The sequence below is a fragment of the Streptomonospora wellingtoniae genome (assembly GCF_031845375.1).
GTDB classification, from domain to species: domain Bacteria; phylum Actinomycetota; class Actinomycetes; order Streptosporangiales; family Streptosporangiaceae; genus Streptomonospora; species Streptomonospora wellingtoniae.
On sequence record NZ_JAVREK010000007.1, the window covers coordinates 17,913 to 31,002 of the forward strand.

The following is a 13,090-nucleotide window of genomic DNA, read 5'->3' on the forward strand; positions in this document are numbered from 1 at the left end:
GGGGGTCGGTGATTCCCGTTGATCTTGTAGCCATCGTGAAGGAAAACGATTTCCAGTGACGATAGCTACAAGATCAGCGGTGATGTGCCGGTGGTGTGGTCTCCGAGGGGCATCAGGCGCCTGAGAACGGCTGGCTCGCGGGCGGTCCCGCCGGCGGCAGGACGTGCTCGGAGACCTCGGAGTGCACCTGTTGGAGCCGGGCGCGCGCGGCGCGGCGCAGCCGGCCCAGACACTCGACCGCCGCCGACTCGTCGCCGACGAACCCGCCCTTGACCACCGCGGGCACGCCGTCCAGCGGCCCGCCGTTCAGCGTGCCGTGCACGGCCAGCGGCAGCACCTCTCCGGCCACGACGAACCCGTGCACGCCCAGCGCGTCGAACACGCTGGAGGTGACGTCGCCGCCGGTGATGAACAGGCCGCTGGGCAGGGCGTGGGTCCCGGCCTCCTCCTCGACCGCCTCCATCACCCCGGCGAGCAGGTCGGCGAGGCGGGCGGGCAGGGCCCGTTCGGCGCGGCGGGAATCGGCGGCGGGACCGGGGTCGAGCAGCCGCAGCGCCACGACGTCGGGGAAGACTGCGGAGGTCAGCCGGTCGATGAGCTGCCGCGCGACATCGGCGGCGTGGCTCCGGTCGCCGACGCCCAGGCGGACGGGATCGGCGTCGACGAACCGCGCGGGCCCCGAGCGGGCGAGGGCGTCGAACTGGCGCCGGGTCGGTCCCGTGGTGCTGCCGGCCACGGCCAGCAGCGGCCCCGGTGCACCGGCCTGGCCGCGCAGGCGCAGCGCATAGGCCAGCAGTGCGCCGCTGGGGCCGGGGTCGGCGGCCACCCACACCGTTCCGTCCTCGCGGTGCACCTCCGCTGCGGCCTGCGCGAGACCCTCGATGCGCTGCTCGTCCGCGGCGTCGCAGACCAGCACGGGATCGTGCCCGGAGCGCAGCTCGGCGGCGAGCATGCTCTCGGTGACCTGGCGGGCGGGCAGCCTGCGCACGCCCAGTGTGCTCTGGCGGGCGAGGATCGCCGCGACGTCGCCGGTGTCCATCGGGCAGAAGGGGTCGCGGGCCAGATCGGTGGCCTCCAGCGGCTGCCCGCCGAGCAACTGCACGCCGTCGACGGTGGTGCAGCCTGCGGTGGGGAACGCGGGCACGACCAGCGCGCGCACGGCCCAGCGGGCGGGCACGCGCTCGCGCACGGCCCGCCAGGCCGCCTCCAGTTCGGCGCCGACGTTGCCGCGCAGCGCGCTGTCGAAGCGCTTGACGACCAGGCCGACCGGCCAGATCGCCTCGACGACGTCGGTCACCAGGTCGGCGGCCTGCTCGGGCGAAGCGTGGCGGCTGTCGAGGTTGGCCACCACGACGTCGTACTCCTCGGCGACGGCGGCCACGTGCTCGGGGGTGACGGTGGCGACCCGCATCCCGGCGCGCGCGAAACGGGCGCCGGTGGCGTTGGCGCCGGTGAGGTCGTCGGCGAGGACGAGTACCTGGGCCACGGCTACCTTCCCTTCCTGCTGCACTGCGCCGGTCGCGGCGGCACCGCCCGCGGGCTTACGAGCCTCTCATCCCCGGCGCCCGAGCAGCACGGTTCCAGCCAGGGCGGCGACCGCGCACAGCGCGAGGACGTAGGCGACCACACCGGTCCAGCCGACGGCGTCGTAGAAGACTCCGCCCAGCCAGCCGAACGCGCTGGAGCCCAGATAGTAGGCCAGTGTGTACAGCGCCGCCGCCTGGGCGCGCGCGGTCGTGGCCCGGTGTCCCACCCACGCCGATGCTGTGGCGTGGGCCGAGAAGAAGGCGAAGGTGAACACGAGCAGCCCGGCGGCGACGGCCCAGAGCGCGGGGACGAGCAGGAGGCCGGCGGAGGCGGCCATACCGGCGACGCCGCACAGCAGCACGGCCCGCCGGCCGATCCGCTCGGCCAGGCGCCCGGCGGCGGCCGAGCCGGCGGTGCCCGAGAGGTAGGCGACGAACAGGGACGCCACGAGCGTCTGGGACAGGCCGAAGGGCGGGCCGGTCATCCGGAAGCCGAGGTAGTTGTAGACGGTGACGAAGGCGCCCATCAGGAACAGCGCCTGGCAGTACAGCCCGATCAGGCCGGGGTCGCCGACGGCGGAGCGCACGCGCCGCGCCAGGCCCGGCCCGGACGATCCGTGGTGCCTGGGGGTGAATCCGCGGGTGCGCGGGATCGCGACGGCGAAGACGACCAGCGCGGCCAGGGCGAGCAGCGAGTCGGCGGCCACGCCCCAGCGCCATCCGCCGAGGTCGGCGACCGCGCCGGCGACCAGGCGCCCGCTCATCCCGCCGACGGTGTTGCCGGCGATGTAGATCCCGGCCACGCGGGAGAGGTGAGCGGCGTGGACCTCCTCGGCGAGGTAGGCCATGGCCACGGCCGGCACCCCGCCCAGCGCCGCGCCCTGCAGGCCCCGCAGAAGGAGCAGCGTCCACATGTCCGGCGCGAAGGGTGCCGCCAATCCGAGCGCCGTGGAGACGGTCAACGCGACCGCCATGACCCGTACACGGCCGATGCGGTCCGCGATACCGCTCCAGACCAGCACGAACGCCGCCAGGCCGCCGGTGGCGAAGGAGACGCTCAGGGCCACGCTCGAGGCGGACGCCGCGAAGCTGTCGGCCAGACCGGGAAGCACCGCCTGGACCGCGTAGAGCTGCGCGAACGTGGCCACCCCGGCGGCGGTCATCGCCGCGACGATGCGCCGGTACCCGCTGCTGCCGGCCCGGTGGCCGACGTGTCCCCCTACCGCAGTCCCCTCATCCACACGTCCGACGTTAGCCGCGGAACGGCGCCCGGGCGCGCACCGCTCATCCCCGTTGATCTTGTAGCTAACGTGAGAGAGAACGATTCAAAATCACGATAGCTACAAGATCAACGGTGATGGGAGGCTCCTTCCCATCGCTCTAGCGCGTGCCCGCGCCGCGGGAGGCGAGGGCGGCGGCGATCAGGGCCAACGCGGCGCCGACGAGCAGGACCCCGGCGAACAGCCCGCTCAGGGCCGCAAAGCCCAGGACGGAGGTCCCAGCGACGACCGGCGCCGCGAGGCTGGATCCGATGTAGAGCCAGAAGCCGTACATGGCGCCGACCGCGGCGGACTGCTCTCCGGCGGCGGCCTGGGAGCCCTGCATCGCGGCGGGCACGGCCACGGCCGTGGCCAGCACGTAGCCCGCGATCAGCACGGTGAAGAGGCCGATCGAGCCGACGAGCGGAACGGAGAGCCCGGCGGCCGCGATGAACACGGCCGAGGCCGCCAGGCCGGCCGCGAGCCGGTGCAGCACCGAAAGCCTCGACAGCAGCGGTGCCACTAGGGGCGCGAGCAGGATGGCGGGCAGCCCGCCGGCGCGGAGCGCGAGCAGGGCGTCGTCGTCGGCGGCCACGCCGAGCGGGTCGGCGAGCCGGATCGCCGCGTACAGCCCCACGAAGCCGAAGAGCACGGTGACGGCGATCCCGTAGAAGGGCAGCAGGTGCGGCCGGACCGCGGCCTGAGCCAGGCCGCGGTAGGCCGCGGCGGGCGAGACCGCCTGCTCCGGCCGGTCGGCCACGAGCACGTAGCGGGCGAGCACGGCCACAGCGGCGGTGGCCGCGCCGGAGACCAGGAACACCGCCGGCCAGTCCCAGCGGGCGGTGATGAGCTGGGCGGCGACCTGTGCGACGACCGCGGCGGCGAGGAACGAGCTGGTCAGCGTGGCGAACGCGAAGGTCCTGCGGTGCGGCGGGATGGTACGGGTCAGGTAGGCGATCGCGGTGGGCGCGAAGGCCGCTGCGGCGCATCCCTGCAGGGCGCGGGCCGCGACGACGGTCTCGACCGTGGGCATGAAGGCCGTTACGCAGGCGAACAGGGCGGTTGCGGCGACTCCGGCGACGATGAGTCGGCGGTAGCCGACGCGCGGGCCGAGCGGGCCGACGACCAGGAACCCCAGTGCGTAGGCGGCACCGAACGCGGTGACCGCCCAGCTGGCCTGATCGACGGTGGACCCGGTGGAGTCGGCGATCGGGGACAGCAGCGGAAGGGCCAGGTACAGCTGGCCGAGCACGGCGAGGGCGGCCGCGGAGATGACCAGGATCTGCGGGGTCGGGCGCGGAACAGGGGTCGGCTGCGGGACCGGCTCAGCGGCTGCACGGCCGGAGGTCTGCTTGAGCATGCCGCTTACGAAACCAACCAAACAGTTGGATGTCAATTGGGTATGCTTGCGCCATGTCACCTAGGGACAGCGCGGCCACCCGCCGCAAGCTGCTGGAGGCGGGACGCGAGGAGTTCGCCGAGCACGGGATCGCCGGCGGGCGCATCGACCGCATCGCCGAGCGCGCGGGCGTGAACAAGGAGCGCGTCTACGGCCACTTCGGAAGCAAGGAGAAGCTGTTCCACGCGGTGCTGGAGGCGGTCAAGAGCGAGCACGCCGCATCGCTGCCGCGGCCGGGCGAGGACGTCGGCGAGTGGGTGGGGCGGCTCTACGACGCCCACGCCGCCAACGGCACCATGGTGCGCCTGCTGATGTGGGAGGCGCTGTACTTCAAGGACCGCCCACTGCCCGAGGACGGCGCCCGCTCCGACGTCTACGCCACCAAGGTGCTCGCTCTGGCCGGCAGCCTGGGCGTCGAGCCCGACAGCACGGCCGCGATGACCCTGCTCTCGCTGATCGGGATGGGCGCGTGGCCGTTCGCCATGCCGCATGTGGCGCGCCTGGTGGTGGGCCCGCGGGTGCTCAACGCCCAGGGCTCGGCCGACCTGCGCGCGCACATCGTCGCCATGGCGAGCGCAGCGGTACGCGGCGTGGAGCACACGCCGGCCGTCGAGGGAGGGAGCGAGGCCGGGCGAGCCTGACCGGAGCCGCCCGGCAGGCGACTCCGGCCATCCCGAACCAACTCAACCGTTGGTTCGACGCCCTGCGGCCGTCGGTCAGTCCGACCGCACCGCCGTCACCTGCCCGGTGCGGGCGCTGCGGCGCGCGGCCTCGATGACCTCCAGGCCGTGCACCACCTCGTGCAGCTCGACCGGCAGCGGCTCTCCCTCGCCGACCGCGTCGCGCACGCCCGCGTAGAACGCCGGGTAGGCGCCGCGCTCGCTGCGGACCGGCTGCGATTCCTCGACGGTGCCCAGCCGGCCCCACGCCGACTCCGGCTCGACGCCCCAGTCGGACACGTCGGGCCGTTCGCCGCCGTTCAGGCGTGCCTCCTGGGAGTCCAGCCCGTCGATCGTGAACGCCGCGCGGTCGCCCAGCACCCGGAATCGCGGCCCCATCCGGGCGGCGAATGCGCTCATCCACAGGTGCGAACGCACGCCGCCGGTGTGCGTCAGCGCCAGGAAGGAGTCGTCGTCGGCCGCCGCCCCGCGCCGGGCGTCCAATTCAGCGTAGACCGCCTCCACCGGCCCGAACAGGTTGACCGCCTGGTCGATCAGGTGAGGCCCGAGATCGTAGAGGATTCCGGCGCCGGCGTCGGGGTCGCCGCTGTCGCGCCAGGTGCCCCCGACCTCGGGTCGCCAGCGCTCGAACCGCGACTCGAAGCGGTGCACTCGGCCGAGCGCACCCTCCTCCACCAGCTTCCACAGGGTCAGGAAGTCGGAGTCCCAGCGCCGGTTCTGGTAGACGGTCAGCACCTGGCCGAGCCGCCTCGCGTCCTCGGCCAGGGCGCGCGCCTCCGCCGCGGTCAACGCGAACGGCTTGTCCACCACGGCGGCGAACCCGGCCTCCATCGCGGCCCGCGCGAGCGGCACGTGCGTCTCGTTGGGCGTCGTGACCACCGCGAGGTCGATGTCGCCGGTGCGCTTCCACAACTCATCGGCCGAGGAGAGCACCTCGGCCCCGGGATAGCGCTCCCGCACGGCCGCCTGGCGGTCAGGGTTGCGGGTCACCACCGCCGCGAGCCGCAGCCCCGGCGTGGCGTCGACGAGCGGCGCGTGGAACACCTCGCCGCCCTTGCCGTACCCGATGACGGCGACCTGCAGTTCTCGTTCAGCGTCGTTCGCAGAGGTCATCCCCCCACGGTAGCCAGCCCGGGCCACGGGCCCGGCCGCGGGATCGTGGCCGCGGTCGCGGGAAGTCCGCGGAAAGAACTGGGCGGAGGGTTGCGCGTCGCTACCGTGCCGCCACTATCGCGCCCACCGAGTCGGAACAGCTCTGGGCCGACCACATTCGGTGAACGCCAGACACTCTGTGTACCGGTTGGCTAGAGTCGCGCGGACCGAAGTGTTCCGGGAAGAAGGCCGCAGACGAATGTCCGTACTTACCGAAGGACCATGAACTCGCCGCGGGAGAGGTCAACTCGCCTATGACAGGGGCGGAGTTTCTCTCTCACCTGGAAGAGGTCACCGGCGAGAAGCCCAGCGAGGGGCCGTGAAGTTCACGTCCCTCAAGGTTTTCGATCGCGAACTCCGGCAGCTTCCCAGGGAGCATCGGCGGATGTTCCTGACAGCAATCCATAGGGACTTCTTTCCCGCGGTTGCGGCCGGAGCGTTCTCCGGAACGCCACCATGACCGACACGCCTTCGGATCCACAAACTCGGCGGGCACGATGTCTATTCGCTGACGTGGAGCTTCGCTTCACCGGATGGGCGGGCGACCTTCCACATCCAGAAGGACGAGGCTGGGGATCCTCTCCTGAATGTGGCGACGGATCGGTGATCACTCGATCTACAGGGACCCCTGACGTACCGGCGGGCTGTTGGTACTCAAGGCCAACAGCCCGCCTGCTATGCCGCTCCTATGCCGCTACGACCTCGGGGCTGTGCGCCGGGTCGAGTGCCAGGTCCAGCACCTCGCGGACGTCGCCGACCGGGTGGACGGTGAGCTGTCCCCGGATGTCCTCGGGGACGTCGTCGAGGTCCGGCTCGTTGCGGGCCGGGATCAGGACCGTGGTGATCCCCGCGCGGTGCGCCGCCAGGAGCTTCTGCTTCACGCCCCCGATCGGCAGCACCCGGCCGGTCAGCGAGACCTCGCCCGTCATGGCCACGTCGGAGCGCGCGGGGCGGCCCGACAGGAGCGAGGCCAGGGCGGTGGTCATGGTGACACCGGCGCTGGGCCCGTCCTTGGGGATCGCGCCCGCGGGGACGTGCAGGTGGACGCCCCGCTCCTTGAGGTCGCCGACCGGCAGCTCCAGCTCCGCGCCGCGCGAGCGCAGGTAGGACAGGGCGATCTGCGCGGACTCCTTCATCACGTCGCCCAGCTGGCCGGTCAGGGTCAGTCCGCTGGCGCCGGACTCGGGGTCGGCCAGCGACGCCTCGACGAAGAGCACGTCGCCGCCGGCCCCGGTGACCGCCAGGCCCGTGGCCACCCCCGGTACCGAGGTGCGGTCGGCGGTCTCCGGCGTGTGCTTGGGCCGCCCGATGAAACCGGCCAAGTCGTCGGATCCGACCGTCACCGGCAGGTCGCGCTCGCCCAGCGCCAGGCCCGAGGCCACCTTGCGCAGCACCCGGGCGACCGTGCGCTCCAGCTCGCGGACCCCCGCCTCGCGGGTGTACTCGGCGGCGATCCGGCGCAGCGCCCCGTCGGCGAGCTCCACCTCGCCCGGCTCCAGCCCGGCCCGCTCCAGCTGGCGCGGGAGCAGGTGGTCGCGCGCGATGGTCACCTTCTCGTCCTCGGTGTAGCCGTCGAGCTGCACCAGCTCCATCCGGTCCAGCAGCGGGCCGGGGATGGACTCCAGCGCGTTCGCGGTGGCGAGGAACACGACGTCGGACAGGTCGAGGTCGACTTCCAGGTAGTGGTCGCGGAAGGTGTGGTTCTGCGCGGGGTCGAGCACCTCCAGTAGCGCCGAGGTGGGGTCGCCGCGGAAGTCGCTGCCGACCTTGTCGATCTCGTCGAGCAGCACGACCGGGTTCATCGAGCCCGACTCCTTGATCGCGCGGACGATGCGCCCCGGCAGCGCGCCGACGTAGGTGCGCCGGTGGCCGCGGATCTCTGCCTCGTCACGCACGCCGCCCAGGGCGACCCGGGTGAACTCGCGTCCCATCGAGCGCGCCACGGACGCGCCCAGCGAGGTCTTGCCCACGCCGGGCGGGCCGACCAGCGCGAGCACGGCTCCGCTGCGCCGACCGCCGACCACGCCCAAGCCCTTGTCCTCGCGCCGCTTGCGCACCGCCAGGTACTCGACGATGCGCTCCTTGACGTCGTCGAGGCCGGCGTGGTCGGCGTCGAGGACCTCGCGTGCGCCGGCGATGCCGTAGGCGTCCTCGGTGCGGGTGTTCCAGGGCATGTCCAGGATCGTGTCGAGCCAGGTGCGGATCCAGCCGGACTCCGGCGAGGAGTCGCCGGCCCGCTCCAGCTTGTCGACCTCCTCCAGCGCGGCCTTGCGGACGTGCTCGGGCAGTTCGGCCGACTCCACGCGCTCGCGGTAGTCGTCCTCCTCGCTGCCCGGCCGGCCGGAGATCTCGTTGAGCTCCTTGCGGATGGCCTCCATCTGGCGCCGGAGCAGGAACTCGCGCTGCTGCTTGTCGACGCCGTCCTGCACGTCCTGATCAATGGTCTCGGCGACATCGAGCTCGGCCAGGTAGTCGCGGGTCCACTCGCCGAGCAGCCGCAGCCGCTCGGACACGTCGTAGGTCTCCAGCAGCTGCAGCTTCTGGGCGGTCTTGAGGAACGGGGAGTACCCGCCGCGGTCGGCCAGGCTGCCCGGGTCCTCCAGCTGCTGGATGCCGTCCAGGATCTGCCACGCGCCGCGCTTCTGCAGGTAGGTGGTCAGCAGGGACTTGTACTCGCGCGCCTGCTCGTGGACCTTGCCGGGGTAGCCGCCCTCCGGCGGCTCCTCGCTGTGGACCTCCGCCGAGACCCACAGGGCGGCGCCGGGTCCGGTGGTCCCGCTGCCCACCCGGGCCCGCGCCGTACCCCGCACGACCGCCGCCGGCTCACCCTCGGGAGTGCGGCCGACCTGCTCGATCACCGCCACGGTGCCTACCGCGGCGTAGTTGCCGTCGCTACGGGGGACGATCAGCACCCGCGGCTTGGCCGCGGACCGGACTCCGGGACCCTTCGCCGCACTGTCGCCGCCGGCGCGCGCGGCGTCGACCGCGGCGCGCACCTCGGAGTCGCCGATGTCCACCGGCACGACCATTCCGGGGAGGACGACCTCGTCGTCGAGGGGAAGCACGGGGAACGTCGCGTTGGACTGCGCTTCAGTCATCAGACCCTCCTTGTTGAGTCACTACCACTCAATAAACGAGAGTCCGGTTTTGTTCCCCCCGTTGTGTTCGCCGTGAGCGATCGCCCGCAGCCCTTCCGGAACGGCGCCCATCACCGTCGATCTTGTAGCTATCGTCACTGGAAATCGTTTTCCTTCACGATGGCTACAAGATCGGCGGGGTGCGCGCTCTGCTTCGCGGCCCCGTTCAGCGCACCAGGCCGGCGCGGTAGGCGATCACGACGAGCTGGGCGCGGTCGCGGGCGTGCAGTTTGACCATGGCGCGGCTGACGTGCGTGCGCGCGGTGGCTGGGCTGACGACGAGCCGGTCGGCGATCTCACCGTTGGACAGCCCTTCGCCGACCAGCGCGAGCACCTCGCGCTCCCGCTCGGTCAGCTCGCCGAGGTCGGGGCGCGGCCCGCCTGCGGGCGCGCGTGCCGTGAACGAGGCGATGACGCTGCGCGTGACCGAGGGCGAGAGCAGCGACTCCCCCGCCGCGGCGAGCCGGATGGCGCGCAGCAGCTCGCGGGGGTCGCTGTCCTTGATCAGGAATCCGGCGGCGCCGGCGCGAAGCGCGTCGAAGACGTACTCGTCCAACTCGAACGTCGTCAGTACGACCACGCGGGTGCACTCCAGCGCGTCGTCGGCCGCGATCTCGCGCAACGCGGCGATGCCGTCCATGCCGGGCATGCGCACGTCCATCAGCACGACGTCGGGGAGCTCGCGGCGCACCAGCTCGACGGCCGCGCGCCCGTCGGCGGCCTCGCCTGCGGGCTCCATGTCGTCCTCGGCCTCGATCAGCACCCGCAGGCCCATGCGCACCAGGGCCTGGTCGTCGGCGACGGCGACGCGGACGGTGCTCACCGCTCCCCCGCGGGCAGTTCGGCGCGCACCCGGAACCCGCCGTCGGCGCGCGGGCCGGCCTGCAATCGCCCGCCGACTGCGCGGGCGCGCTCGCGCATGCCCGCGATGCCGCTGCCCTCCTCGTAGGCCCGGCCGGGACGCGCGTGCCCGCTGTCGGTGATCTCCACGGTCAACTCCTCGGGGTGGTAGCCGATGGTTACGGTCGCCGCACCGCCGCCGTGCCGGACGGCGTTGGTCAGTGCTTCCTGGACGATGCGGAACGCGGCGTGCTCGACGGCGGCCGGCAGCGCGGTCCGCTCGCCTTCGGCGCGCACCCGCACGCGGTCCCCTGCGGGATCGATACCCGCAGCGAGCTCGTCGATACGGTCCAGACCGGGAACCGGTTCGCGCGCGGGTCCGGGCGCCCCGCCGCCGGAGGCCGCCGACCCCGACGGCTCGTCCGGCGTGTCCGCGCCGCGCTCGTCCTCGCCGCCGATGCGGAAGACCGCCAGAGTTCCGCGCAGCTCCTCCAGCGCGTCCTTGCTGGTCCGGCGAATCGCCTGGAGCGCGGGTTCGGCCTGCTCCGGACGCTTGCCGAGCACGTGCAGGGCCACGCCCGCCTGCATGTTGATGACCGAGAGGCTGTGGCCGACGACGTCGTGCACTTCGCGGGCGATGCGCAGCCGCTCCTCGTAGACCGAACGGCGCACCTCGTCGTCGCGTTCGCGCCGGGTGCTCTCGCGGCGCGAGCGCACGATCACGCCCAGCGCGGCCGGCACCAGTAGCAGGGCCAGCTGTATCGCCAGCGAGCCGGCGGCGCCGGGCTCGAACAGCCCGATGTAGGGGCGGTCGGCGCGGTCGGCCAGGAAGAGGGGCACGGCCAGCCCCGTCCACGGGGTCCACTGCCGCAGCGGCAGCTGCGCAGCCATCGTGTAGGCGAGTAACGCGGGCCCGATCCGCAGCATCCCGCCTTGCTGGTCCAGGGCGTAGAACACGGCGGTCGCGATCATGGCGCAGGCGAAGGCCGTGCGGGGGCGGAAGCGGCGGACGGCCAGGCAGGCGGCGACCACCGCGACGCAGACATAGGCCAGCGGGGGCAGCGCGGCGAACTCGGGGCCGGCGCCCGGGGCCCACGGCGGCGGCCCGCCCGGTTCCGGGCCGCCCGGCGCCCACGGCGGTCCGGAGCCGGCCTGCGACCACGGCCCCCGGGCATGGGCGGCGCCCAGCGACAGCACGCCCACGAACAGGGCGATCGGCACGTCCAAGGCGAGGACGCGGGCGCTACGTCGGCTCACCTGCACGACGGTAGTCGGCCCGGCCTTCCGGGGCGTCAGCGCCGCGTCGTATCCGCGCTGGTGCGGTGAGCGCAGGCGGAGCCGCTCGGTGTGCGACCAGCGGGCCGCACCGGACGGTGAAAGGCCCCGCGGCGGGCGTCGGGGACTCCCGCCGCGGGGCCTCTGCGCACCGCCGCGTGCCCGCGGCCCGCGCCTCAGCTCTTCTCGGCGGAGCGCTCGGCGAACACCGGGTCGTCCAGGTCGCGGCCGCGGGTCTCCCGCGCCGCCCCCACCGCCCCCACCGTCAGCACGCAGGCCGCGGCGACATACACCGACACCGGAAGCGAGGTACCGAACGTCGACAGCAGCCACGTGGCGATCAGCGGCGCGAGCCCGCCGGCGAAGATCGACGCCAACTGGTAGCCGATGGAGGCCCCGGAGTAGCGCGTCCTGGTGCCGAACAGCTCGGAGAAGAACGCCGCCTGCGGCCCGTACATCGCCGCGTGCAGCACCAGGCCGACCCCCGCGGCGGCCAGCACCATCCCGAACCCGCCGGCGTCGATGATCGGGAAGAACGCGAACGCCCACAGCCCGGTCCCGATCGCGCCGAAGGCGATGACCGGGCGGCGGCCGAACCGGTCGGAGAGGGTCCCCCAGATCGGGATGGCGACGAGCTGCACCGCCGCGGCCGCCAGCAGGGCGTTGAGGACGGTGCTGCGTTCGACTCCCGACTCCTGTACCGCGTAGACGAGGACGAACGCCGTGATCACGTAGTAGGAGATGTTCTCGGCGAGGCGCACCCCCATGGCCACCAGGATCTCCCGCCAGTGCCGGAGCACGACCTCGACGATGGGGGCGTGCTCGCCCGTGTCCTGCTCCGCGCGGGCCTGGGCGGCTCGGGCGGCCGCGGCCTGGAAGACCGGCGACTCCTCGACGGAGAGCCGGACATAGAGGCCCACGATGACCAGGAGCCCCGACAGCAGGAACGGGATGCGCCAGCCCCAGGCCTCGAAGGACGAGTCCGCCATGGTGGCGGCCAGCACTGCGAGCACGGCGGTGGCCAGCAGGTTGCCGCAGGGCACCCCCGCCTGCGGCCACGACGCCCAGAATCCCCGGTGCTTGGGGCTGCCGTGCTCGGACACCAGCAGGACGGCGCCGCCCCATTCGCCGCCGAGGGCGAAGCCCTGGATCAGCCGCAGGGTGATCAGCAGCAGCGGCGCGGCCGTTCCGATGGTCGCGTAGGCGGGCAGCAGGCCGATGGCGAAGGTCGCTCCGCCCATCATCAGCAGGCTGATGACCAGCAGCTTCTTGCGGCCGATGCGGTCGCCGAAGTGGCCGAACACCAGGCCGCCCAGGGGCCGGGCGAAGAACCCGATCGCGTAGGTGCCGAAGGAGAGCAGGATTGCGGTGAGGGGGGCGGACTCGGGGAAGAACACGGTCCCGAAGACCAGAGCCGCCGCCGAGCCGTAGAGGAAGAAGTCGTACCACTCCACTGTGGTGCCGATGAGGCTGGAGGTCACGACCTTCGCGAACGATCCGCGAGGTGCCGCGACCGGGGCGTCGGAGGGGGAGTTTGGCACAGCCATGTGATCGTCTTCCGCTCGGTTTGTGGGGGTTGCGTCGTCGCAGCGTAGAAGCGGGCTTGTGATACGGGCCATATCCGCCGGGCACCGACACCGCGGGCGGGGTGTGTGCCGCGGCCACACATCCCGCCCGCGGACGAGGGGGCGGCCGACCGGGCGGCGGAGGGGCCCGGGCTCCGCACCGGGCGCCGGCGGCGGACGCCAGGGCTCCGCACCGGGCGCCGGCGGCGGCTACCGCGGGATGCGGAATCCGGCGGCACGGCAGCGGCACCGCCTGC

The 13,090-nt window shown here is 73.0% G+C and carries 9 protein-coding genes; 1 reads left to right on the forward strand and 8 read right to left on the reverse strand.

The genetic code is table 11. The annotated features are described in order from the left end of the window. Positions 1-112 precede the first annotated feature (112 nt). The 3 genes from RM446_RS08755 to RM446_RS08765 form a co-directional block, all read right to left on the reverse strand. On the reverse strand, positions 113-1,486 hold the full coding sequence (locus tag RM446_RS08755; protein WP_311544687.1) for a four-carbon acid sugar kinase family protein: 1,374 nt from the start codon (positions 1,484-1,486) through the stop codon (positions 113-115). A gap of 66 nt (positions 1,487-1,552) precedes the next feature. Continuing rightward, positions 1,553-2,767: an MFS transporter gene (locus tag RM446_RS08760; RefSeq protein ID WP_398694755.1), complete on the reverse strand. Its 1,215-nt coding sequence runs from the start codon at positions 2,765-2,767 to the stop codon at positions 1,553-1,555. A gap of 139 nt (positions 2,768-2,906) precedes the next feature. Continuing rightward, positions 2,907-4,145: an MFS transporter gene (locus tag RM446_RS08765; protein ID WP_311544688.1), complete on the reverse strand. Its 1,239-nt coding sequence runs from the start codon at positions 4,143-4,145 to the stop codon at positions 2,907-2,909. 53 nt (positions 4,146-4,198) lie between these two features. On the opposite strand from RM446_RS08765, the gene RM446_RS08770 reads away from it, so the two are divergent. Beyond that, positions 4,199-4,825, forward strand: coding sequence for a TetR/AcrR family transcriptional regulator (locus RM446_RS08770; RefSeq protein ID WP_311544689.1), 627 nt, complete (start codon positions 4,199-4,201; stop codon positions 4,823-4,825). Positions 4,826-4,900: 75 nt separating this feature from the next. On the opposite strand, the gene RM446_RS08775 is transcribed toward RM446_RS08770, so the two are convergent. From RM446_RS08775 to RM446_RS08795, 5 genes are all read right to left on the reverse strand, one after another. Beyond that, positions 4,901-5,977 (reverse strand): Gfo/Idh/MocA family oxidoreductase, encoded by a 1,077-nt coding sequence (locus RM446_RS08775; protein ID WP_311544690.1) that lies wholly within the window; start codon positions 5,975-5,977, stop codon positions 4,901-4,903. A 725-nt stretch (positions 5,978-6,702) separates the two neighbouring features. Then, entirely contained in the window at positions 6,703-9,114 is a 2,412-nt protein-coding gene (gene lon, locus RM446_RS08780; RefSeq protein ID WP_311544691.1) for an endopeptidase La, read from the reverse strand. A 205-nt stretch (positions 9,115-9,319) separates the two neighbouring features. Continuing rightward, the gene (locus tag RM446_RS08785; protein ID WP_311544692.1) at positions 9,320-9,976 is read right to left on the reverse strand and encodes a response regulator transcription factor; all 657 of its coding nucleotides are present in this window, start codon (positions 9,974-9,976) and stop codon (positions 9,320-9,322) included. Beyond that, positions 9,973-11,250: a sensor histidine kinase gene (locus RM446_RS08790; RefSeq protein WP_311544693.1), complete on the reverse strand. Its 1,278-nt coding sequence runs from the start codon at positions 11,248-11,250 to the stop codon at positions 9,973-9,975. The genes RM446_RS08785 and RM446_RS08790 overlap by 4 nt, the downstream gene beginning before the upstream one ends. A gap of 194 nt (positions 11,251-11,444) precedes the next feature. Beyond that, positions 11,445-12,815, reverse strand: a complete 1,371-nt coding sequence (locus RM446_RS08795) for an MFS transporter (RefSeq protein ID WP_311544694.1) — start codon at positions 12,813-12,815, stop codon at positions 11,445-11,447. Positions 12,816-13,090: the final 275 nt, after the last annotated feature.